We start from the raw sequence: 21,450 nt of genomic DNA on the forward strand, positions 1-21,450 counted from the left end.
TTCCACAATGGTGGAGCCGTTCTTCGTCCACCGGGAAGCCATCGACCGCCTATCGCACCACGACATGAGCCAAGAGCGGACCACGCTGCGGCTGTTCGTGGACATTTGCGGGGACAAGCCGATCAACGCCTATGGCCGTGCCGATGCGTCCGCCTTCCTCACGACCCTGCGCCAGCTACCGGTTCACTACGGGAAGTCCCCGAAGGACAAGGGCCGGGGTGCCGCCGCGATCATAGCGGAGGCCGACGCCAAGGGCGTGGTGCGGATCAGCGACAAGACGGTCAAGCGGCACCTCACGGCTTTGTCGCAGTTCCTCCGGTTTGCGATGGACCAAGGCCACATCACCAAGACCGCGCGTGATGAGATGGTCGGGGGGCACCGCTTCCGGGAGGAGCGCAAGGCACGGAAGCAGCGCGACGCATGGACCCCGGAGGATTTGAAGGCGCTGTTCGCCTCGCCAGTCTGGACCGGTTCTCACCCCATCCGGCGCAGCGAGGCCGGTCCGCAGATCATCCGGGATGCCAAGTTCTGGCTGCCGATCCTCGCGCTCTATCACGGTGCGCGCCTGGAGGAGCTTGCTGACCTCTACCGGCGAGATGTGTGGTGCGACGAAGGCACGTGGGCTGTCCGCATCGTGGCAACGGAAGGAAATGGCGAGAGCGGTGACCGCGACCTGAAGAGCGACGCAGCGGAGCGCACACTCCCTTTGCACCCGGAGCTGATCCGCCTTGGATTTCCTGCCTACATTGCCGACACGGCGCCGACCCCTGACGACCCTCTATTTCCCGACCTTAAACCGCAGGGGAAGGACAAGAAGCGCGGGACGCGTATTACGCGGTGGTTCGTGGAGTACCGAAAGGCCCTTAACCTCTATCGGCCCGGCGTTTCCATGCACTCCTTCCGGCACACCGCCATAACCCGCCTGTCTGACGCCATCACGGATTTCCGGCAGGAGCGCCACCGCGACCACCTGATGGGCCATGCATCCTCGGGTGGAAGCGAAGGCCGCACTCGATACGACAAAGGACCGGGTCTCAAGGCGGCAGCGGCGACGTTGGCGCTTTTGGAATACCCCGAGTTCAGCCTGTCGCACCTCCACGTCGCGACCTCCACAATGACCGCGCTTGCGTTCAGCCAAGCCGCTCAAGAAGGGTTGGAGTTGATGGGGCGGAGCTGCACGAGATCGTCGGCCTGAAAAGGGCGATCCTCGTCGCCGACATAACCATCGAGCAGCATTGGCACTGGTTTAAAAAGTTGGCTAACTTGGAGACACTACCGTATGGCTCTAACACCCGAAATGATTGCCAGTGCGCTCCGTCAGATCGGTAGGGCAGCAACAGTACCGGAAATTCGTGACAAGCTGCTAGAAATGTTTCCATCTGTTCCGATGGGGAAGACGCCACTTCAAAGTATCAGGGCGCGTCTTCAAGAAAACTGCCCGGAGTCTGGCCAATGGAACGAGCGCGTCAGCTTGTTCCGCCGAGTAACACCGGTTCAAGCTCGACTAGGCGTATGGGAATTGCGGGGCGTAAATGCTGCGGCTGACCAATCAAACATTCCGCCGAGCGGCGACGACGAGTTTGTAGATGACGTAGAAATCAACATTGGGCAAGAGGGGAGGCAACGCCTCCACACTCACCTGAAACGTGAGCGAAGCATCGCACTTGTTCGTCGCTTCAAAGAGACACTAAGTTCCTTTTCCTGTCAGGTCTGCGGCTTTGATTTCTTTGAGAAGTATGGAGAGATCGGTGCGGAGTATATCGAGGCACATCACGTGCTTCCTATTGCTGCTGGCGAACGGGCAACCGATTTAACAGACCTAGTGGCCGTGTGCTCAAACTGCCACCGTATGCTCCACCGTAGCGGCCTAATGGAGTGGCAGGATCTTCGAGAACGCCTTGGTCGCGCATGAGACGCACTGAACAGAATGCTAAGTCCTTGAATGGTCTCGACCTTCTTGACTTTCTCCTGACCCGCATGAGGATGTCGCATGTCTACCAGCCGGTCATGCTCAAGGCCCTCATCCAGGGCAACGGCAGGGCATCCCTCCGGGAGATCTCTGCGGCGTTCCTCGCGCTTGATCAGGCCCAGCTCGATTACTATGAAGAGATTATAAAGCGAATGCCTGGGCCGGTTCTGACTCGGCACGGTTTGGTGGAGCGCGACGGCGACGGATACCGACTTAAGGTGGATCTTGAGACGCTCACTGAAGACGAGCGGGCTGAGCTTGTGGCTATTTGCGATGCCAAGGTTGAAGAATACCTCCGGAGACGTGGGGACAGGGCCTACGACCACCGCAGGACGGCCCTTGGAGACCTCTCTGGTACCGTCCGGTACGAGGTGCTGAAGCGGGCCGGCTTTCGGTGCGAGCTATGCGGGTCGCCGGCTGACGAGAAAGCTCTTGAGGTAGACCACATCCTCCCGAGGAAGCATGGCGGGAGGGACCTCTTGGAGAACCTTCAGGCCCTCTGCTGGCAGTGCAATGCGAACAAGGGGGATCGCGACGCGACGGACTTCAGAGCGGTCAGGGGTGGTCTACAGGCGAAGGCAGAGGGATGCATCTTCTGCGAGTCCTCACCGGGGCCGATCATCGCGGCCAACTCGCTGGCAATCTCCTTCAGGGATGCGTTTCCGGTCACTCGACTACACACCCTCATCGTCCCTCGCCGTCATGCAGCGACATGGTTCGACCTGACGGACCCTGAACGACGGGCCATCAGCATCCTTCTTGATGAGCTCCGGAAGGGCATCCTTGAGCAGGACAGGACGGTGCTAGGATTCAACGTCGGCATGAACTGCGGAGAAGTCGCGGGTCAGACCGTTCACCATGCCCACGTCCACCTCATTCCGAGGCGCAGGGGAGACGTGGAGGAGCCACGGGGTGGGGTGCGTGGGGTGATCCCTGGAAAGCAGAGCTACTGACGGTTCCCATTCCGCACTGAAGCAATCTAAAGTTGCGCCAGCGTCGCTGCGGAGGAGGGAGGTAGTAGTGGAACTTCTGAGGAGTGTTCCTTCCTTAGTCTTCGTTCTTGGAGGGCTGGCTTGCCTAGTCCTTGCGGTCTCGCTCTGGCACCTTGGCAGGGGACGAGACCGGCAGGATGTCTTTACGATCCTCGGCACTGATCCAAAGCGGCTTGCCTTGCGGGCTGCCACCCCTGTTGGCCTCTCGAAGCCGATCAAAAGCGATGCTGACTGGAGAGCAATTCGAGTCCACTCGCGGGATGCGGCATACCGGCGAGCCGTGGAGACCGTTCGGAATCGCTACCAGCTAGTCAGCAATCCAATGCTGCTGCCCAACACGCTGCGGACCACCATGGATCGCTGGGACCTCAGCTTCCGAGATGCGATGATCCGCGTGGCCGATGACGATGGGCTTCGCTAACGGACAACCACAATCCCGGCCACGGCAGGAATGGGCGTCGTTTCGTGGACTGCAAGAGCCGTCGGGGGGAGCCTGCTTCTTGCTCTCCTCGCCGGGCAATCTTTAGGACGCGACGCAGGTCCAACCGATGACGCCATTCGCGACCTGATCATTAGGGAAAGCTTGGCGACGTATCCAGGCAATTGCCCCTGCCCCTACTTCACCGACAGGGCAGGAAGGTCGTGCGGGCGGCGTAGCGCGTATAGTCGTCCTGGAGGCAGGTCCCCTTTCTGCTATCGAACCGACGTCACTCAACCTATGATAGATTCCTACCGTCGAAGGTTCCGCTAGGGCGGGGCAACGGAGCGGCAGGAGGATGGCTTGAAGGTCTATTTGGACAATGTTGGAGAGAGGCGCCTGATCGGCCGCGCTGACGTTCCCTCCGAAGCTGGGCCAGTGTGGATTGTGCGTCTCTTCGGTTCGGCTTTGATCATCAAGGAGCATTACACCATCGGCACCGTGACCCACGTGCCTGACGGAGGGGCGCGGCCTTTGATGGAACGCGCCGTGCTCCTCGCGCGAGGACAGCCGCCGGAACTGCTTCCGGGCTGGCAGGCTCTGGCGCCTTAAGGTGGACCTTAAGTCAGCCCAAGTTGGCCCGCTGCTCACCACAGGTCGAATTCATTATTTCGTTCGTCCTTGGCTTGCCGAAGATGCTGCAGCGGTCTCAACCCGGCTCTCCATATTCTGCATTAGATTCGGGACAAGGCGTTCAGCAAAGCCAGCCAAGAAGCCGACCAGAGCGAAGACCGGCCAGGAGGCGAATGCGTCACCATCAGGCACTCGTTCGACCAGCCCAAGCGAATTCCCAAAACCTTGTAGGGGACCTGCCGAAAGAAGTAGCAGCAAAACAATGCCGCCCGAGAACCCCAAAAACACGCGCAGAGATCCCATCACATAGTTCATGACAGATTGCCTACAGGGCACAAGCGCTAGGTCGCGTATTCGGACGCTTAAGGAACAAGTGGCGCCTGCTGCGCCGAAGATCGCCGTGAGCCCGAATAGATAAAGAGGAAAAGGTTCCGATATCAAATTACCCAGCAAATAAATCAATGCTGCGGTAAATACAGAAAGGAAGCCGGCAGCGAAGAAACATGCTAATAGGTACCGAACGCGGTTTTCATTTACTAGACGGTCAACAGCCAACTCCAGCCCAACATCTAGTATCCCGTTAGCGTCTTCTTTCCTGCCTTCCAGCACCAACACGATAGCTTGCGCCATTTCGTGGTCGTAAAAACCGCCTTTCCTTTTTATAAAAGGGAGAAGGAAGCTAAGATGCGAAGTCGCCATCTGCGAAGCAAGAAAGCGCAGCTGGCATAGTTTCGAGCCAGCGGACGCCAGCAACCGCCGCTGATCACGTTCTACAGATAGGCAATCTGACAGGTGGACGCTGACGCCGTGAGTCGAGCGATAGACGGTGTAGTCGGGCCCCTTCCAGCAAATTTCCTCTACTCGCTCCTCAAGCGAGTCTTCATGCCCCACCATGATCTCGGATAATTTTTTTCTGGTGTTTTCCCTAAGCTCCCCACAGTTTCCGCATCGCTTTGCTTCAGTCAAACCGCAGTGCGGTACTACAGTCGCCGGTGACGCCGAGCTATGGGGAGCTTCAGCGGTGCTTTGTCTACCGTCCGGCATGCTTTGCTCCCTTCACAGCACTCCGCTAGCATCACATACGTGGTCCTGTTCAGGCAAAACAATTTGCAGGGGGTCAGCTTCACTCTCCTCACAAAGCTGGGATTGCCAACCTGAGAGAGATTTTTCGTGCTGTAATAATAACAACCGAAAGACGTACGGCTTTTTTTGAAGTGGCCGGTAGGGGGTCCTCTGGTTCGGGTATATGGAAATCCATCCGATCAACGTTCGTCGGTCCGGTGGAATCCATTCCCACCACCGGAGGACATCCACCGTGACCACCACGACCACCAGCCATGCCCGAACCTACGTCGCCTATTGCCGCGTCTCCACCGATCGGCAGGGCCGCTCCGGGCTTGGCCTTGAGGCGCAAAAGGCCGCCATAGACGCCTTCCTGAGGCCCGTAGATCGCCTCCTCCTGCCGCACCATGTCGAGGTCGAATCAGGTCGCAAGACCGCCCGTAGCGAGCTTCAGGCTGCTCTACAGCGATGCCAGGAGACCGGCGCAACGCTACTTGTGGCGAAGCTGGACAGGCTCAGCCGCAGCGTGCCCTTCCTGCGGTCCCTGATCGACGGATCCGTTGACGTGGCCTTCTGCGACATGCCGTCCCTCGCACCAGGCGCCATGGGCCGCTTCATCCTGACCCAGATGGCGGCCGTAGCCGAACTTGAGGCAGGGCTGATTTCAGAGCGCACCAGAGCAGCACTGACGGCAGCAAAGGCGCGAGGCGCGAAGCTTGGAGGCGACAGAGGGTATCGCGACGGGACGCCTCCAGATTCTCACCAGGGAGCCGCCGCTGCCGCTCTGGCGAGGACCACCACCGCCATTCGGTTCCGGTCTTCGGTGGCGCCGATGGTGCAGGCTTTGAGGGACCGGGGACTGAGCTACCGGGCGATTGCCTTACGGCTGGATCAACAGGCTACTCCATCGCCCGCAGGCAAGGCGTGGAACCACATGACAGTCAGGGCCATCCTGAAAACGGCGCCTATCGGCTAGGCCAGCGCTAGACACCCGCCCATCGCCTCCCGTTCCGTCCCCACACGTGCCTCAGCACTGGAGGAAAGCGGCAGCCGTCTTAACAGCAAGATGGATGACGGCTCTTCCGGTGCCCGAAGCAGACCACAACGACGATTCCCGCGATCGGCGCGGCAATCTTATGTGCTACTAAAACAGTTACAAAATAGGTGCCTTCTTTAGGAAGCGAGGCTGTACGTCCCGCGCAGAGAGCCTCAGGAAGTCTCTGGTAGGGAAGATAATTTTTCCCGCCTCAACCTTCGGACTTTGAGAGCTGACTTTTCAGCCATCCAAACCGACCGTTATCGGATTCCGAGCAAAGCCGACTTAAGGTGCGTCTTAAGAGCAACTGGGTGCAGGTTATAACGGCGGCTCCAAGGGTCGGAGGCTTCAGATTATCTATCCTCATAGAAGCCGTTGATTAGGCGAAAGATGATGGCCGTTTCTGAGGGTTCGGCGAAGACGGGCATTCAAAACGGCTGTCAAGATTAACAAATGGTTAGTTTACGAATGAAGGCTTTACAGATTTGCTTTTGGAAAATAATGCTGAGGCAGGGATCGGAGGAAGCCTGGGTTATCCTCAAGGGTCCTGGTGTATCTTCTAGGAATGGGTATCTACATCATCATCCCATAGGGTATTACCCCTGCTTCCAGCAGGCACTCTAGCCCCCTTAAGGTGACAAGCCCCCACCACCCCTATTGTCTACACGTGAAACGCTAAGCGCGAGCATCTTGATGATCCCCACGTCGCAACCGGGTTTGTCCATTCAAGCGACCCTTCAACCAAGCACAGAAGCATTGCGTGAGGCTCTCCTCGGAACATTAACTGCTGCTGCTGTGTCTGTTCCGGCGAAGGCTTTGGTTTCGCAGGTTGTTGGACTGGTGGAGGATGCTGACGCCGCTACCCGGACCAGACAGCCGGCCACCAATCGTCGGTCAGGTGTGGGCAACTGCGTCGAGGCATTCCTCGGCGACCTTCTGCTTAACTCTCCGCGCCTGACCTACCTGCCGACACAGGCGCAGAATTTTAGCGGTAAGGCCATCGGGTCCCGCACCTTCCGCCGCGTCAGTGCTGCCATGCAGGTACTCGGATTAGTCGGACTTCAGAAGAGCTTTCGGTCGCGCATGCTGTTTGCCGCGCCAGGTGCCCCAGCACAGTTTGGTAAGTCATGGGCGCCAAGGCTGTGGCCCAGTCTCCGTCTCCTGACCATGGCAGCTGAGTTCGGCATCGTAGACGACATGTGGAAGCATTTTGCGCGGACTCAGGTCCTGACCGGCGGCCTCATCGGATTGCGCGGGAAGAGTTCTGGGGTGGGCGAATTCAAGGCGCGTGGGAAGCGCATGAGGCTGCCGAAGGGTCCACACCTTGAGGGACTTCAGGCAGAGGTTGCTGAGATCAACGCTGCCATCGCTGCTGCGGATGTAGAGGGGTGTCCGCTTCCGATTCTGCGTCGATCCTTTTCCCTCTCGCTTGGCGACGACGGCAGGCCCCCGCTGCATGGCCGCTGGTACGCCGAGGGCCGCGACAACTACGTGCAGATGAAGAAGGCTCAGCGGCCCACCATCAGGATTGCTGGGGAACGAGTGGTCGAAGCCGATGTCTCAGCAAGCCACGTCTGGTGCTTCTACGGGGCTGCTCAGCGGCTCGGCATGGGGTTTGGCGCGCCTACACCATCAACCGACCTCTACGGCGTCAGCGGACTCCCTAGGCCTGTCGTGAAGGCGTTCCTGACGGCCACGTTCGGCAATGGGCGGATGCCCAGCAAATGGCCGAAGGGTACGGTCCAGAAGTTTTTGGATCAGGGCATCCCGGTGAGGGACTATCCAGTGCAGTGCGTCCGCGAGCGCGTGCTGCAACATCATCCCATTCTCGGTCAGATTGATCGGGTGATCGCTGCGGCGGGGCTTCATGATTTTCCGCCGCATGACCCGAAATCGCTCTGTGCGCTCTGGCTCATGGGGATTGAAGCGCAGGCTCTCTCTCAAGCCCTACTTCGTCTTTGGCGAGATAATAGAATTGTATCCCTCCCGCTGCACGATGGCCTAATCATCGGCGAAAGAATGCAAGAGACTGCGGTGCGGACGCTGGAAGAGGCCTACGCAGAAATCGCGGGGGTGATGCCGCTGGTAAACGTGAAGGATTACTCCGGAAAAGCGACTCGTAGGAACCTTGAATGAGTTGCTCATCTGGCCGCGAAGGCGCTTCTCAGGTGCAAATCTGGGTTGACGGGCGCTGCAACTCGAAAACCAGAATCGGAGGATGGGCGGCTCTACTACAAATGTCTGATAATACCAGACTTGAGATCTGCGGCGGTGAGTTCGCGACAACGATCAACAGGATGAAGATGAAGGCGGCGCTGCGCGCCCTGGAGTTAGTGGAGGAATCCTCTTCCATCCTTATACGTAGCGATCTGCAATACCTGACACTCGGAATGAGTGAGTGGATAGTGAGATGGCAGCAAGAAGCTCGGCTAACCTCGGCGGACAAACAGGTTGCTAATGCTGACCTTTGGCGCGCCCTGCTGAATGCGGCAGCACGTCACAGCGTCAGCTGGTACTGGGACCCTAGCTTCACGTATGATCCTGTTGCCATGCGACTTTTTCAGCTGGCTAGATCGGCTCAAAGATCAGCAGAGGCGTCTGGGAGAACCGGAGCGTAGGTGTCAAGATAATGTCACACACCAATCGCACACATGATGTGTCACCGCCGCCTTATCTGCGGCCGTATAGACCGCTTCCCAACTTAAACTGCTATTGGAGCACCCAAACCGTATGGTGTCACTCAAAGAGCTCTGGGACGCTCTGCGAGATGGCATCTATGGGAACCGCTAGGTCCTAATCCCACTAGTTGCAGACTCACGCTACAATTTTGCTCGGATCTCCACCAACTTCGCCTCTGCCGGACCTATTATTTGACTTTGGACTTCTGATACAAGCTGGCTAATTGAGGTGTACCTATAAATCGGAAGGACATGTGAGTGGCCCAGGAAATCTGCAAACATACCGTATTCGTCCGCCGCGCTATCAAGAATTGGGAGAAACGGCACAGATAAGAGGTCTTTGACTGTTGCTCTTAGTTCCTGCGGGATGCTTCTCGGGTCGGATATATCGGCAATGACAAAACGGGCCATTCCCGCCAGTAACTGCACAGTCTCAGTAAAATCTCTGGTGGCGGGCTTCTCAAAATCAAAAAGGACAGGAAGATATCCATGCTTCCTTAGTTCTTCTTTTATAGTATCAAGCACTAGTTTTCGGCTCGCGCTAAATCGCCCCAGGATCAGTACCGCTTTAGATGTAACAGTGTTAATAACGTCCCGTAATTTATTGTTGTTTAGAATGAGGTATATAAATTGAGCTACCTCGAGCTCATCAATCGTTATGGCTGGGGCGCCGTCTGGTGTAATAACAAGATCTTTCTGGACGGCGCCTTGTATCGATACATCCCATGCAGAGATGCCACAGACTCGGCACCTGCTAATGTCGGCTCCGGTCAAATTTGCGTAGACCAAGTTGCTGGCTGACAAATTGGACCCGACAATTTTAGCTCGAGTAAGATCTGCTCGAACCAGTGAGGTAAGACTGAAGTTTGCGTCAGGAAAATTTGTATCAGTCAGATCGGCTTGCAGTAGATCAGCGCCCTCGAAGTTCGCCCCAGTCCAACTATTACCCAAAAATTTTGCAGCTATTAATCTTGCGCCGCCAAAATAAGGTGAGATGCCAGCGGCGCCTCTAAAATCCGAACCATCCATCTGTGCCCGCGAAAAGATGGCTTCGTGCAGAATTGATCCGCGAAAATCCGCGCTCATAAGATCAGCCATGCTGAAGTTGGTCTTATGGCAAACAGCGCCTCTTAGGTCCGCCTTTTGAAGATTTGCTCCTTCCAAATTGCGAGCTTCTAAATCCTGGCCTTTAAGATCTGCCTCTGCCAGGTCAATTCGTACGTGTGGCTCGCGATCCCTCCAGTCATTCCATCGCTGAGGCGACCCAATAAGTAAATCAAGGTGCTCCAAATTGGCCATCCGGACTTTTCCCTTTCCCGCACTAGAGCTGCACCAATGCCTGCCGTTGGCGCCCGCAAGGCTATCCTCCCTCTTGGACCGAATGGGTACGCTCAGATTTCAGGTAAGGCTTAGCAGTAACATACCCACTGCTGTCACCAACCGCGCAAGGTCAGCCCAGTGACGCGATCCAGGATGTCGTAGTGCGGAACGCCAGACGCCAACGGCTGCAATCAAGTTGTAGGGGATTGAAAGAACGTAGCCAACGATGAGCGCGGAGACGGGACGTCCGTGCATGATGAGCAGGAGGAACATCACGCTGGTGCTCAAATTGACCAGCAGCCCGCCGATCACCGCCCACCTCCAGAACGCAGCCTCCAGGGGCAGATCGCCGCGCCAAAGAGCTAGCATGGTCCTCACCGTGGAAGAGTAGGGAGGCGGACAATTCCGATCATCACCAGGCGCCTCCCACTAGGATCAGCCGATGTAGCTTTACGGACAAATGGCGCGCTCACCCTGAGTCGCGTCAGGATGCCTTGCTTATCAGCCTTCGGGTGTCCCACAATGGCCCCACACCCAACAGTCGGGCTCGCCTAATCCTTGGTTTTCCTAGTGGCGGCTGAGTTTCCAGGTCCCCCAGCCACAATGCCCACCGCGCCAATCCAGGCGACCCGCCGGTGGACCTTCGCCCTCAGGCGGCAAATCCGAAGCGCCACACCGCCACCGCCACGCCGAGGAGCAGGGTCAGCGCGACCGCGACCAGCCCGCCATCCCGCGTCAGCAGCCCGGCTGCGAAGAAGGCGATGACGGCCGAGGCGAGCGATCCCGAGGTCGGGACCAGCTCCATGAACGGCATGAACAGCGTCAGCCCCAGGATCAGGGCCATCGGCAGCAGCAGCCAGGGCCGGTGCAGCAGGAAGCCCAGCCGCGGCCGCAGGAAGCGCTCGACGAACGCCACCGGCCTGCGCAGCCAGGCGATGCCCGTCCGGAGCTTCTCGGCGGGCATGTGGCGGCGCGTGATGAAGCCGGGCAGCCACACGCAGTCGCGGCCGATCATCATCTGCACCACCAGGATGAAGACGATGGCCGCGACGATCGCCGTGGTTCCGGGAATCGCGCTGGCCGGCGAGACGGCGATCAGGGAGAACACCAGCATCAGCGATGCGAAGGATTTCGGGCCGAGTTTCTCGATCACCTCCTGCACCGCGATGCTTTCGCCATGGGTCGAGCTTTCGAGCCGGTCCAGGACCTCGCTCAAGGCATGCGTTCGGTGGTCGGACATCTGCGTTCCCTGGCTGCGCGCCAGGAACGAGATCGGGACGGCCCGGTTGCCCGGCCGCCGCTTCGCAGGCGGCGACCGGGGCCGGTTCAGGCGGGCTTCACGCCGGTCTCCGTGATGATGCGGCCGTACTTCGTCACCTCGCCTCGCACGAACTCCGCGAATTGCGCCGGCGTCGTCTCCCGCACATCGGCGCCTTCCGCCACCAGCCGATCGCGCACCGCGGGGTCGCGCAGGATCTGGTTCACCTCCCGGTTGAGGCGCTCGATGATCGCGGCCGGCGTGGCGGCGGGGGCGAAGAAGCCGCCCCACAGGCTGAAGTCGAATTCGGCGATGCCGCCCTCCTGCACCGTCGGCATATCCGGCGCGCTCGGCATGCGCCGGGCGGTGGAGACGGCGAGCATGCGCAGCTTGCCCTCCCGCACATGCGGCACCGCGGCCGGCATGCCGGAAAAGAAGAAGCCGACATGCCGGCCCAGCAGGTCCGTCAGCGCCGGCCCGGCGCCGCGATAGGGCACATGCACCATCGGTGCACCGCCACGGCGGGCCAGCGTCTCGGCGGCGAAATGTCCGGGCGTGCCGGTGCCGGCGGAGGCGAAGGTGAGCGACCCGGGCCGTGCCTTTGCGCCGGCAACCAGCTCCTGCACCGTGCGGTAGGGGGAGGCCGCGTTCACCACCAGCGCCAGCGCCGCGTTGCCCACCAGCGCCACCGGCGCCAGGTCGGTGGCCGGGTCATAGGGCACGTCCGGCAGGAAGTTGCGCGCGATGGCGATCTCCGGCGTCTGCCCGAACAGCAGCGTGTAGCCATCCGGCGCCGCGCGCACCACGGCCTGGGTGCCGATGGTGCCGGACGCGCCGGAGCGGTTTTCCACCACCAGGTTCTGCCCGAGCGCGCCGCGCAGCTTCTCCGCCACCAGGCGCGCGAACACGTCGCCGGTCCCGCCGGGCGCATAGGGCACGATCAGCTGGATCGGCCGCGCCGGCCAGGACTGCGCCCTGGCCGCTGACGCCGTCAGCCCGAGTGCCGCGAGCCCGGCCAGGCCTCGCCGCGTGATTTGTCCTGTCATGTTGTCTCTCCCTGTTGCCGCACCCAGCGCGCCACCTCGTCGTGGCGCGCGAACCAGACCCGGCCGCCCTGAAGCTGCATGTGCTGCAGGATACGGTGGACCATGGCGGCCAGGGGCGGGCGGCCGCCGAAATGGGCGTGCACCGTCAGGTTCAGGATCTCCGGACGGCGGCTCAGCATCAGGAAGTCGAAGGTGTCGCGGTAGACGTCGAGGAAATCCTTCGGGCTGCCGCGCATCACGCGATTGTCGGTGAAGTCGCTGTGCTGCAACGCCACCAGCGTCCCGGCCTCCGTCGTCACCTCATAAGGCAGGTCGGTGTCGTTGTAGTCGCCGTGCCAGAGGAAGCCTTCCTGCGCCAGGTAGCGCGCGGTGTGCTCGCTCGGCGACATGCGCGGGCTGGCCCAGCCGACCGGGCGTTCCCCGACCGCCTCCTCGATGATGCCGGCGCAGCGGCGGATCAGGGCAAGTTCCTCGGCTGGCTCCATGTAGGGCAGGAACATGTTCTGCGTGTAGGAATGCCCTGCGATCTCGTGCCCCGCCGCGTGCAGCGCCTTCACCGAATCCGGGTAGCGTTCCACGGCGCGGGCATTGGCGCAGATGGTGCCCTTGACGCCGAAATCCTCGAACAATTCGCCCAGGCGCCAGATGCCGGTGCGGCCGCCATATTCGGCCCAGGAGATGCCCTGCCGGTCCACCACCCCCTCCCGCAGCGGGCTGGCCATGGGGGAATAGGGCGGGGTGCGACCCTCCGGCCAGGTCTCGTACATGACGGTGACCATCACGGCGATCTGCGCGCCGTTCGGCCAAGCCTTCACCTTCGGTTCCGAGACCTGCACCGTGCCGCATCCTCCGCCTGATGCCGGAGGCACGGGCCCACGATCCGCAACCTGTTTGGCGGCGTGCGACCGTGGTCCGGACGTTTCCCTTGCCGAAGCTTCGCTGGCGGTCCCGCCAGGGTCAACCCGGTGATGCAGCCTTGCGCCGGGTTGCGGTTGACGTGTGCCCCGTGCCTGCGGTCACCTTCACGTCTGAGTCGAAGATGACGGGAAAACGCCATGAACCATGTCAGCACCGCCGCGCGGGGGCCGCGCTACCGGCACGCGGCCGACGCCGCGGAGCCCTATCGCAGCATCACGGTCGAGAAGCTCACGCCCATCATCGGCGCCGAGTTGGGCGGCGTCGACATCGGCAATCCCTCCGCCGAGCAGATGCAGGAGATCCACCGCGCGCTGGCCGAGAACCTCGTCATCTTCTTCCGCGACCAGCATTTGACGCCGGACCAGCACCTGGATTTCGGCCGGCAGTTCGGCGAGCTGCACATCCACCCCGCCGCGCCGACCGAAGGCCATCCGGCGCTGATGATCATCAAGGCGGACCGCGACAGCCCGCGCGCCAATGGCGAATTCTGGCATTCCGACGTGTCCTGCGACGAGGAACCGCCGCTCGGCAGCATCCTCTACATCAAGCAGTGCCCGCCGGTCGGCGGCGATACGCTGTTCGCCAACATGTACGCCGCCTACGACGCGCTGTCGGACCGCATGAAGACCTACCTGGAGGGCCTGACGGCGGTGCATGACGGGGAGGAGGTGTATCGCGGCACATATGCGAATCTCGGCGTGCAGGACACGCCGGTGTATCCGCGCGCGGTGCATCCGGTGATCCGCACGCATCCGGTGACCGGCCGCCGCGCCCTGTTCGTCAACAAGGGCTTCACCCGCCGCATCCTCGACATCCCGGCGGATGAGAGCACCGGCATCCTGGCCTACCTGTTCGAGCACAGCGCCAACCCGCTGTTCCAGTGCCGCTTCCGGTGGCGCGAGAACTCGGTGGCCTTCTGGGACAACCGCTGCGCGCAACATCGCGCGATGTGGGACTACTGGCCGGCGACGCGCTACGGCAACCGCGTCACCATCCAGGGTGATCGCCCAAGGTGATTGCCCGGTCTGACACAACCCCTTGCCGTCGCGGTGCCGGGCGGCCATGTCTGCGACCCGGCAGCAGCGCCGGATTTACGGGAGACGCAACGATGGCCTGGAAGACCCCGAAGATCGTCGAGATCTCGCTGGCGATGGAAATCAACAGCTACGCCTGCGCCGAAATCGCCTGAGCTTCTGCCTGCCTCCATGCTCCGCGCGATCATTCTGGGCGCCGGTGCCGGAGGCGGGTTTCCACAGTGGAATTCGGCCGGTCCCGGTTGCCGCCGGGCCCGCGCCGGAGACCCTGCGGCGCCACGCCGGACCCAGGCGAGCCTGGCCGTCAGCGCCGATGGTGAACGTTGGCTGTTGGTGAACGCCGCCCCCGACCTGCGCCAGCAGATCGAGGCGACGCCCGCGCTGCATCCCCGCGCGACCCCGCTGCGCAATTCGCCCATCTCGGCCGTGCTGCTGACGGGCGGCGAGGTCGATGCCATTGCGGGCCTGCTGCACCTGCGTGAGCGCCAGCCCTTCCGCCTCTATGCCGCCGCGCCAACGCGCGCCGTGCTGGACGCCAACCCGATCTTCGGTTGCCTGAATCCAGCTTTTGTCAGCCGCGCCGATCTGCCACTGGATGCGGCCTTCGCGCCGCAGGATGCAGGCGGTGCCGCGCTCGGTCTGTCGATCACCGCGTATGTCGTTCCCGGCAAGGTGCCGCTGTACGCGGAGACCTCCGAACAGCCGGAGGTCTCCGAGGACGGGGATGCACTGGGCCTGGCGATTTCCGCGGGAGATGCCGTGCTGCACTACATCCCCGGCTGCGCGATGATGACGCCGGCGCTGCGGGACCGGATGCGCGGTGCCGACTGCGTGATCTTCGACGGCACGTTGTTCAAGGATGACGAAATGATCGTGTCCGGCGCCGGGCCCAAGACCGGCCGTCGCATGGGACACATGCCGATCACAGAGACGCTTCACGAATTCGCGAGTCTCGGCGTCGGCCGCCGCATCCTGACCCACCTCAACAACACCAACCCCGCCCTGCTAGCCGACAGCCCGGAGCGCGCCACGCTGGCCGCGGCGGGCTGGGAAGTGGCCGAGGATGGGATGGAGATCACGCCGTGACCGGTACGCTTTCGCCGCAGGAACTGGAGGATGCGCTGCGCGCCATCGGGGCGGAGCGCTACCACGTCCACCACCCGTTCCATCACCTGCTGCACGGCGGAAAGCTGGATCGCGGCCAGGTGCAGGCCTGGGCGCTGAACCGCTACTGCTACCAGGCGCATATCCCGATGAAGGATGCCTCCCTGCTCGCACGACTGCCGACGCCGGATCTGCGACGGGAATGGCGCCGGCGGCTGGTGGACCACGACGGCGACGGCGAACATCCCGGCGGCGTCGAGCGTTGGCTGGCGCTGACCGATGGCCTGGGCCTGGACCGCGACTACGTCACCTCGATGGACGGCATCCTGCCCGGCACGCGCTTCGCGGTGGAGGCCTATGTGCGCTTCGTGCGCGAGCGCAGCCTGCTGGAGGCGATCGCCTCCTCGCTCACGGAGATGTTCTCGACCGACATCATCCGCTCCCGCGTCTCCGGGATGCTGGCGAATTACGATTTCGTCTCGGAGGCGACGCTGGCCTATTTCAAGCCGCGCCTGACACAGGCGCCGGCGGATGTCGCCTTCGCGCTGGACTACGTGAAGCGGGAGGCGACGACGCCGGAGCTGCAACGTCAGGTGCTCGCCGCGCTGCGCTTCAAGTGCGACCTGCTCTGGGCGCAGCTGGATGCGCTGCACTTCGCCTATGTCGCGCCCGGCCTGCCGCCTCCCGGCGCCTTCCGTCCATGACGCCACGCTTCGCCCCCGGCGTCCGGCTGCAGGAGGACAAGGCGCGCGATCGCTGGATCGTCATGGCGCCGGAACGCATGTTCGTGCCGGACGAAACCGCGCTCGCCGTGCTGCGGCTGGTGGATGGCGCGCGTGACGAGGCGGCGATCATCGCGGCGCTGGCCGCGCAGTACGATGCGCCGACGGAGGTGATCGGCGCCGATGTTCGCGCGCTGATCGCGGATCTCGTCATACGGGGCGCACTGCGCCATGGCTGACGCACCGCTCGCCCTGCTGGCGGAGCTGACGCATCGCTGCCCGCTGCGCTGCCCCTACTGTTCGAACCCCGTCGAGCTGACGCGGGCGCGGCAGGAGCTGGACACGGCGGAATGGGCGCGCGTGTTCCGCGAATCCGTGGCGCTCGGCTGCCTCCAGGTGCATCTCTCGGGCGGCGAGCCGACGGTGCGGCGGGACATCGCCGACATCGTCGCCGCGGCGCGGGATGCCGGGCTCTACACCAACCTCATCACCGCCGGCGTGCTGCTGGACCAGGCGATGATGGACCGCCTGGTCGGCGCCGGCCTGGATCACGTCCAGCTTTCCGTGCAGGACGCGGAGGATACGGGCGCCGAGCGCATCGGCGGGATGCGCGGCGCCATGCCGCGCAAGCGGGAGGCGGCGCGGCTGGTGCGCGAGTCCGGGCTGCCGCTGACGCTGAACGCCGTGGTGCATCGCCAGAACCTGCACAACCTGCCGGCGCTGATCGACATCGCGCTGGAGTGGGGCGCGGCGCGGCTCGAAGTAGCCCATGTGCAATATTACGGCTGGGCCCTGGCCAACCGCGACGCCCTGCTGCCGAGCCGCGCCATGCTGGATACGGCGACGCAGGTGGTGGATGCGGCGCGCATGCGGCTGCGCGACCGGTTGGTGATCGACTATGTCGTGCCGGACTACCACGCCAGCCGCCCGAAATCCTGCATGGGCGGCTGGGGCCGGCGCTTCCTGGCGGTGTCCCCGGCCGGTCGCATCCTGCCGTGCCACGCCGCGGAGACGCTGACGGGACTCGACTTCCCCAATGTGCGCGACACTTCGCTGCAAGCCGCCTGGAACGACAGCCCGGCCTTCAACGCCTATCGCGGCACGTCCTGGATGCCGAGCCCCTGCCAGGGCTGCGAACATGCCGAGCGGGACTGGGGCGGCTGCCGCTGCCAGGCCTTCGCATTGACCGGCGACGCCAGCGCCACCGACCCCGCCTGCGCGCTGTCGCCGCACCACGCCATGCTGGCGGATGCGGTGGCCGAGGCGGGCGAGACCGACTTCACCTATCGCGGCTACTCCTGACACGCGCGTCATCGTGCCGGATTGCGTCTTGCCCAATTTCCGGTTGCACCCTCCTATGGTCCTGCAACGGCCTGAACGGCCGGGGAGGGGAAACAGAATGATCCGACGCAGCTTGATGGGACTCGCCGCCGCCGCGGTGGCGCTGCCTGGCCTCGCCTTCGCGCAGCAGGCCGCACCGGCCCCGGCGTGGGCGCAGGGACGCCCCGCCGAGATGGCGAACTCGCCGCTGGCGCCGCACCCGCCGCGCCTGACCAACACGCCACCCGAACGCATTCCGACTGCCGCGCTGCGCGTGCCCGAGGGCTTCCAGGTGGAGCTGTGGGCGCATGGCCTGCCAGGCGCACGCGTGATGGTGCGCGGTCCCGACGGCACGATCTTCGTCGGCACCCGCGCCATCGGCCGCGTCTATGCCGTGCGCGACAACGGCAACGCGCGCACCGTCACCACGCTGATGCAGGGCCTGACGCAGCCGTCCGGCCTCGCGGTACGGGACGGCGCGCTGTACATCGCGGCGATGAACCGGGTTCTTCGCATCGACAATGTCGAGCAGAATTTGCAGAATCCGCAGCCGGTCGAGCTGACCGAGGCCTTCGGCCAGGCGCCGGAGCCGCATCACGGCTGGAAGCACATCGCCTTCGGGCCGGATGGGCGGATTTACATTCCGCGCGGCGTACCCTGCAACATCTGCGAATTCGACGGCGAGAAGTTCGCCCTGATCGAGAGCTGGAACCCCGACGGCAGCGATCGCCGGATCGAGGCGCGCGGCGTGCGCAATTCCGTCGGCTTCGACTTCCACCCGCGCACCGGCCAGCTCTGGTTCAGCAACCACGGCCGCGACTGGGCCGGGCACAACAACCCCTCCGACACGCTGCATGTGAACCTTCAGCGTGGCGAACATCACGGCTTCCCCTGGTGCGCCGGCGGCTTCCAGGACCCGGCGGCCGCGGAGCCGACGCGCCTGTGCAACGAGTTCCCGCCGCCGGCCCGCGTCCTCGGCCCGCATGTCGCGCCGGTCGGCACGCATTTCTACACCGGCACGCAGTTCCCCGAGCAGTACCGCAACGCGCTGTTCGTCGCCTTCCAGGGCTCCTGGAACCGCGAGCCGCTCTCGGGCTTCGAGGTGGTGGTGGTGCGTGAGGCCGAGGGCGGGCGCCTGGTGCAGGAGCCCTTCATGACCGGCTTCCGAGACGACGCGGCGCAGAAGTTCAACGGCCGGCCGTCCGGCCTGCTGACGCTGCCCGACGGCTCCCTGCTGGTCTCCGATACCGACAACGGCGCGATCTATCGCGTGACCTACCGCCGTTGATGCTGTCCTACCGATTGTTGGCGGCGGCCGCGCTGGCCGCCGCCTTCGCCCAGCCCGCCTCGGCGCAGGATGCCGCCCGCGGTGCCGCCGTCGCCGAAGCCCGCCAATGCGCCGCCTGCCATGGCCCTGGCGGCCGCAGCGAGATGCCGGAGATGCCCTCGCTCGCCGGCCAGCAGGCAGATTTCCTGACCATGCAGCTGGTGCTGTTCCGCGAGGGGCTGCGCCAGGTTCCGGCCATGACGGAGGCGGCGAAGGGCCTGACGGATACGGAAGCCGAGGATCTCGCCGCGCATTTCGCCGCCCAGCCCTCCGGCCCGCCCGCCGACCGCGGCGCGCGTGACGCGGCGCTGGCCGCCCGTGGCGAGGAACTGGCGGCCGGCCGCAACTGCGGCGTCTGCCACCTGCCGAACTACGCCGGCCGCGCCAACATCCCTCGCATCAACCACCAGCGGGAGGATTACCTGGCCCACGCGCTACGCGAGTACCGTGACAACACCCGCGTCGGCGCCGACACGCAGATGAACGGCCTCATGTACGGCATCGGCGACGCCGACATCCGCGCGCTCGCGCATTACCTGGCACACCGTGAATGACAGTCTCCCGCCGCGCCCTGTTCGCCTCCGCCGCCCTGCTCGCCGCGCCGCGTGTGCTGCGCGCGCAGGCGGCGATCCCGCCCATCCTGTTCATCCACGGCAATGGCGACCATGCGGCGCTGTGGCAGACGACGCTGTGGCGCTTCGAGAGCAACGGCATCCCACGCGACCGCCTGATGGCGGTGAACATGCCGGACCCGTTGTCGCGGGACGATGACCTGGTGCCGCAGCCCAACCGCAGCAGCACGGTGGAACAGACCGACCGGCTGGCGAATTTCGTGGCGGAGTTGCGCGCGCGGACCGGTGCGCCGCGCGTCGCGCTGGTCGGCAATTCGCGCGGCGGCAACCCGATCCGCGACTTCGTCGTGCATCGCGGCGGCGCGCCGCTGGTCTCGCATGCCGTGCTGTGCGGCACGCCCAACCGTGGCACCTCCGACTGGCCGGAATCGCGCAACCGGGAGTTCAACGGCAAGGGTCCCTTCCTGACCCGGCTGAACGGCGGCGCCACCGATGTGGTGCCGGAGACGGATTTCCTGACGATCCGCAGCGCCTGGAACGACGTCTACGCCCAGCCGCGCGCCATCTGGTCGCCAACCCCGGACCGCCCGACCGGCACCGATGTCGACGGTCCGGAACTGCGCGGCGCCACCAACCTGGTGCTCGGCGACCTCGACCATCGCGAGACCGCCTATCACTGGCGTGCCTTCCGCGAGCAGTTCCGCTTCATTGCGGGGCGCGAGCCCGACCACGTCGCGGTGGTGCCGGAAGCCCGCCCGGTGCTGGACGGCATCGTCACGCAATCCGCCCCAACCGTCACCAACCGCCCGGTGGCCGACGCCGTCGTCGAGGTATTCCGCACCGACCCCGCGACCGGTGCCCGGATCGGGGAGGCGCTGCACCGCCGCACCACCGGCGCCGATGGCCGCTGGGGGCCGGTGACGGTGGCGAATGACTGGGCGCTGGAGATCGTCGTCGCGGCCTCTGGCCACACCACCACGCACGTCTACCGCAACGCCTTCCCGCGCAGCTCCGACGTCGTGCATCTGCGCCCGCGCGCGCTGGCGGCGGCGGAGCGTTCCGCTGGCGGTGTCGTGGTGCTGCAACGGCCACGCGGCTACTTCGGCATCCCGCGCGACATCGTGCTGCTCGATGGCCGGCAGCCGGCCACGCTGCGGCCGGGCGTCGCGGTTGCCGCGGCCGCGACCGTGCAGCTTCCGGCGGCGGAACTCGGCCGGCCCGTGGTTGGCATCTTCAACACCGAACGCATCGTGGCGCGCGCCTGGCCCGCAGCGGAAGGCCGCATCAGCGTTGCGGAGCTGACCTGGTAGCAGGCGGTTTCATTCACGGCCGGGATGGACGTCATCAGCACTTGGCGCTGGCTGGGGCGGCGATGCCGCGGATAGACCTGCGCCATCACCGATGCAGGAGATGCTCCCGATGGCGAAGGTCCTGGTTCTCTACTACTCCGCCTACGGCCATATCGAGGCGATGGCGCAGGCGGTGGCCGAAGGCGCCCGCGCCGGCGGCGCCGAAGTCGACATCAAGCGCGTGCCGGAACTGGTGCCGGAGGAAGTTGCGCGCAAATCCGGCTACAAGCTGGATCAGGCCGCGCCCATCGCCACGGTGGACGAATTGCCGAACTACGACGCCATCATCTTCGGCAGCGGCACGCGCTACGGCACCATGACCTCGCAGCTCCGCAACTTCATCGACCAGACCGGCGGTCTGTGGGCGAAGGGTGCGTTGAACGGCAAGGTCGGTTCCGCCTTCACCTCCTCCGCCACGCAGCATGGCGGGCAGGAGAGCACGATCCTTACCTTCATCCCGACCATGCTGCATCTCGGCATGGTGGTGGTCGGCCTGCCCTATGCGTTCCAGGGGCAGATGGGCGTGAAGGAGGTGATGGGGAACAGCCCCTACGGCGCGTCGACGATCACCGATGGCGACGGCAGCCGCATGCCATCCGCCGTGGAGCTTGAGGGCGCGCGCTTCCAGGGCCGCTACGTGGCGAAGGTGGCGGCGGCGGTGAAGGCCGGCGGGCCGCTGCTCGGCTGAGGCC

22 protein-coding genes are annotated in these 21,450 nt (G+C 63.7%); 17 read left to right on the forward strand and 5 right to left on the reverse strand.

Going from position 1 to position 21,450, the window contains the following annotated elements:
• From ACFHPP_RS21040 to ACFHPP_RS21055, 4 genes are all read left to right on the forward strand, one after another.
• The coding region (locus tag ACFHPP_RS21040) for a site-specific integrase (protein ID WP_437165200.1) at positions 1-1,195 on the forward strand (1,195 nt) is incomplete at its 5' end.
• Between the two features lie 84 nt (positions 1,196-1,279).
• On the forward strand, positions 1,280-1,912 hold the full coding sequence (locus ACFHPP_RS21045; protein ID WP_437165201.1) for an HNH endonuclease: 633 nt from the start codon (positions 1,280-1,282) through the stop codon (positions 1,910-1,912).
• Positions 1,913-1,938: 26 nt separating this feature from the next.
• Positions 1,939-2,922: an HIT domain-containing protein gene (locus tag ACFHPP_RS21050; protein WP_437165202.1), complete on the forward strand. Its 984-nt coding sequence runs from the start codon at positions 1,939-1,941 to the stop codon at positions 2,920-2,922.
• An 820-nt stretch (positions 2,923-3,742) separates the two neighbouring features.
• Complete coding sequence (locus ACFHPP_RS21055; RefSeq protein WP_437165203.1) at positions 3,743-3,991, forward strand: hypothetical protein; 249 nt, start codon at positions 3,743-3,745, stop codon at positions 3,989-3,991.
• A gap of 54 nt (positions 3,992-4,045) precedes the next feature.
• Here the strand turns inward: ACFHPP_RS21055 and ACFHPP_RS21060 are convergent, their stop codons facing one another.
• Entirely contained in the window at positions 4,046-5,056 is a 1,011-nt protein-coding gene (locus ACFHPP_RS21060; RefSeq protein WP_437165204.1) for a hypothetical protein, read from the reverse strand.
• 271 nt (positions 5,057-5,327) lie between these two features.
• On the opposite strand from ACFHPP_RS21060, the gene ACFHPP_RS21065 reads away from it, so the two are divergent.
• From ACFHPP_RS21065 to ACFHPP_RS21075, 3 genes are all read left to right on the forward strand, one after another.
• Positions 5,328-6,050, forward strand: coding sequence for a recombinase family protein (locus ACFHPP_RS21065; RefSeq protein ID WP_437165205.1), 723 nt, complete (start codon positions 5,328-5,330; stop codon positions 6,048-6,050).
• Positions 6,051-6,803: 753 nt separating this feature from the next.
• Positions 6,804-8,246 (forward strand): hypothetical protein, encoded by a 1,443-nt coding sequence (locus ACFHPP_RS21070; protein WP_437165206.1) that lies wholly within the window; start codon positions 6,804-6,806, stop codon positions 8,244-8,246.
• A complete protein-coding gene (locus tag ACFHPP_RS21075; protein WP_437165207.1) occupies positions 8,243-8,728 on the forward strand; it encodes a ribonuclease H family protein in 486 nt (161 codons plus the stop codon). The genes ACFHPP_RS21070 and ACFHPP_RS21075 overlap by 4 nt, the downstream gene beginning before the upstream one ends.
• 201 nt (positions 8,729-8,929) lie before the next feature.
• Here ACFHPP_RS21075 and ACFHPP_RS21080 read toward each other — a convergent pair whose 3' ends face one another.
• The 4 genes from ACFHPP_RS21080 to ACFHPP_RS21095 all read right to left on the reverse strand — a co-directional run bounded on the left by ACFHPP_RS21080 (position 8,930) and on the right by ACFHPP_RS21095 (position 13,248).
• On the reverse strand, positions 8,930-10,087 hold the full coding sequence (locus tag ACFHPP_RS21080) for a pentapeptide repeat-containing protein (protein ID WP_437165208.1): 1,158 nt from the start codon (positions 10,085-10,087) through the stop codon (positions 8,930-8,932).
• Positions 10,088-10,757: 670 nt separating this feature from the next.
• Positions 10,758-11,348 carry an exopolysaccharide biosynthesis protein gene (locus ACFHPP_RS21085; RefSeq protein WP_437165209.1) on the reverse strand — a complete coding sequence of 197 codons (591 nt, stop codon included), beginning with the start codon at positions 11,346-11,348 and terminating at the stop codon, positions 10,758-10,760.
• A gap of 86 nt (positions 11,349-11,434) precedes the next feature.
• Positions 11,435-12,412, reverse strand: a complete 978-nt coding sequence (locus tag ACFHPP_RS21090) for a Bug family tripartite tricarboxylate transporter substrate binding protein (RefSeq protein WP_437165210.1) — start codon at positions 12,410-12,412, stop codon at positions 11,435-11,437.
• Positions 12,409-13,248 (reverse strand): polysaccharide deacetylase family protein, encoded by an 840-nt coding sequence (locus ACFHPP_RS21095; RefSeq protein WP_437165211.1) that lies wholly within the window; start codon positions 13,246-13,248, stop codon positions 12,409-12,411. The genes ACFHPP_RS21090 and ACFHPP_RS21095 overlap by 4 nt, the downstream gene beginning before the upstream one ends.
• A 219-nt stretch (positions 13,249-13,467) precedes the next feature.
• Here ACFHPP_RS21095 and ACFHPP_RS21100 point away from each other — a divergent pair, with 219 nt between their 5' ends.
• From ACFHPP_RS21100 to wrbA, 10 genes are all read left to right on the forward strand, one after another.
• Positions 13,468-14,346: a TauD/TfdA dioxygenase family protein gene (locus tag ACFHPP_RS21100; protein ID WP_437165212.1), complete on the forward strand. Its 879-nt coding sequence runs from the start codon at positions 13,468-13,470 to the stop codon at positions 14,344-14,346.
• A 92-nt stretch (positions 14,347-14,438) separates the two neighbouring features.
• The gene (gene pqqA, locus ACFHPP_RS21105; protein WP_437165286.1) at positions 14,439-14,519 is read left to right on the forward strand and encodes a pyrroloquinoline quinone precursor peptide PqqA; all 81 of its coding nucleotides are present in this window, start codon (positions 14,439-14,441) and stop codon (positions 14,517-14,519) included.
• A 16-nt stretch (positions 14,520-14,535) separates the two neighbouring features.
• Positions 14,536-15,450 carry a pyrroloquinoline quinone biosynthesis protein PqqB gene (gene pqqB, locus ACFHPP_RS21110; RefSeq protein ID WP_437165213.1) on the forward strand — a complete coding sequence of 305 codons (915 nt, stop codon included), beginning with the start codon at positions 14,536-14,538 and terminating at the stop codon, positions 15,448-15,450.
• Positions 15,447-16,172 (forward strand): pyrroloquinoline-quinone synthase PqqC, encoded by a 726-nt coding sequence (gene pqqC / locus ACFHPP_RS21115; RefSeq protein ID WP_437165214.1) that lies wholly within the window; start codon positions 15,447-15,449, stop codon positions 16,170-16,172. The genes pqqB and pqqC overlap by 4 nt, the downstream gene beginning before the upstream one ends.
• On the forward strand, positions 16,169-16,429 hold the full coding sequence (gene pqqD / locus ACFHPP_RS21120) for a pyrroloquinoline quinone biosynthesis peptide chaperone PqqD (RefSeq protein ID WP_437165215.1): 261 nt from the start codon (positions 16,169-16,171) through the stop codon (positions 16,427-16,429). Before pqqC ends, pqqD begins: the two co-directional genes overlap by 4 nt.
• Entirely contained in the window at positions 16,422-17,492 is a 1,071-nt protein-coding gene (gene pqqE, locus ACFHPP_RS21125; RefSeq protein ID WP_437165216.1) for a pyrroloquinoline quinone biosynthesis protein PqqE, read from the forward strand. The genes pqqD and pqqE overlap by 8 nt, the downstream gene beginning before the upstream one ends.
• 97 nt (positions 17,493-17,589) lie before the next feature.
• Positions 17,590-18,798 carry a PQQ-dependent sugar dehydrogenase gene (locus ACFHPP_RS21130; protein WP_437165217.1) on the forward strand — a complete coding sequence of 403 codons (1,209 nt, stop codon included), beginning with the start codon at positions 17,590-17,592 and terminating at the stop codon, positions 18,796-18,798.
• A complete protein-coding gene (locus ACFHPP_RS21135) occupies positions 18,798-19,391 on the forward strand; it encodes a c-type cytochrome (RefSeq protein ID WP_437165218.1) in 594 nt (197 codons plus the stop codon). Before ACFHPP_RS21130 ends, ACFHPP_RS21135 begins: the two co-directional genes overlap by 1 nt.
• Positions 19,388-20,719 (forward strand): hydrolase, encoded by a 1,332-nt coding sequence (locus ACFHPP_RS21140; protein ID WP_437165219.1) that lies wholly within the window; start codon positions 19,388-19,390, stop codon positions 20,717-20,719. Before ACFHPP_RS21135 ends, ACFHPP_RS21140 begins: the two co-directional genes overlap by 4 nt.
• Before the next feature lie 109 nt (positions 20,720-20,828).
• Positions 20,829-21,446 carry an NAD(P)H:quinone oxidoreductase gene (gene wrbA / locus ACFHPP_RS21145; protein WP_437165220.1) on the forward strand — a complete coding sequence of 206 codons (618 nt, stop codon included), beginning with the start codon at positions 20,829-20,831 and terminating at the stop codon, positions 21,444-21,446.
• Positions 21,447-21,450: the final 4 nt, after the last annotated feature.

Source organism: Falsiroseomonas sp. E2-1-a20 (genome assembly GCF_051433195.1).
Lineage (GTDB): Bacteria > Pseudomonadota > Alphaproteobacteria > Acetobacterales > Acetobacteraceae > Falsiroseomonas.

Excerpts from the sequence above, each read along its gene's own strand:
- ACFHPP_RS21045 (WP_437165201.1), top strand. The coding sequence starts at position 1,280 with ATGGCTCTAACACCCGAAATGATTGCCAGTGCGCTCCGTCAGATCGGT.
- ACFHPP_RS21060 (WP_437165204.1), bottom strand. The coding sequence starts at position 5,056 with ATGCCGGACGGTAGACAAAGCACCGCTGAAGCTCCCCATAGCTCGGCG.
- ACFHPP_RS21070 (WP_437165206.1), top strand. The coding sequence starts at position 6,804 with ATGATCCCCACGTCGCAACCGGGTTTGTCCATTCAAGCGACCCTTCAA.
- ACFHPP_RS21075 (WP_437165207.1), top strand. The coding sequence starts at position 8,243 with ATGAGTTGCTCATCTGGCCGCGAAGGCGCTTCTCAGGTGCAAATCTGG.
- ACFHPP_RS21080 (WP_437165208.1), bottom strand. The coding sequence starts at position 10,087 with ATGGCCAATTTGGAGCACCTTGATTTACTTATTGGGTCGCCTCAGCGA.
- ACFHPP_RS21085 (WP_437165209.1), bottom strand. The coding sequence starts at position 11,348 with ATGTCCGACCACCGAACGCATGCCTTGAGCGAGGTCCTGGACCGGCTC.
- ACFHPP_RS21090 (WP_437165210.1), bottom strand. The coding sequence starts at position 12,412 with ATGACAGGACAAATCACGCGGCGAGGCCTGGCCGGGCTCGCGGCACTC.
- ACFHPP_RS21100 (WP_437165212.1), top strand. The coding sequence starts at position 13,468 with ATGAACCATGTCAGCACCGCCGCGCGGGGGCCGCGCTACCGGCACGCG.
- pqqA (WP_437165286.1), top strand. The coding sequence starts at position 14,439 with ATGGCCTGGAAGACCCCGAAGATCGTCGAGATCTCGCTGGCGATGGAA.
- pqqB (WP_437165213.1), top strand. The coding sequence starts at position 14,536 with ATGCTCCGCGCGATCATTCTGGGCGCCGGTGCCGGAGGCGGGTTTCCA.
- pqqD (WP_437165215.1), top strand. The coding sequence starts at position 16,169 with ATGACGCCACGCTTCGCCCCCGGCGTCCGGCTGCAGGAGGACAAGGCG.
- pqqE (WP_437165216.1), top strand. The coding sequence starts at position 16,422 with ATGGCTGACGCACCGCTCGCCCTGCTGGCGGAGCTGACGCATCGCTGC.
- ACFHPP_RS21130 (WP_437165217.1), top strand. The coding sequence starts at position 17,590 with ATGATCCGACGCAGCTTGATGGGACTCGCCGCCGCCGCGGTGGCGCTG.
- ACFHPP_RS21135 (WP_437165218.1), top strand. The coding sequence starts at position 18,798 with ATGCTGTCCTACCGATTGTTGGCGGCGGCCGCGCTGGCCGCCGCCTTC.
- ACFHPP_RS21140 (WP_437165219.1), top strand. The coding sequence starts at position 19,388 with ATGACAGTCTCCCGCCGCGCCCTGTTCGCCTCCGCCGCCCTGCTCGCC.
- wrbA (WP_437165220.1), top strand. The coding sequence starts at position 20,829 with ATGGCGAAGGTCCTGGTTCTCTACTACTCCGCCTACGGCCATATCGAG.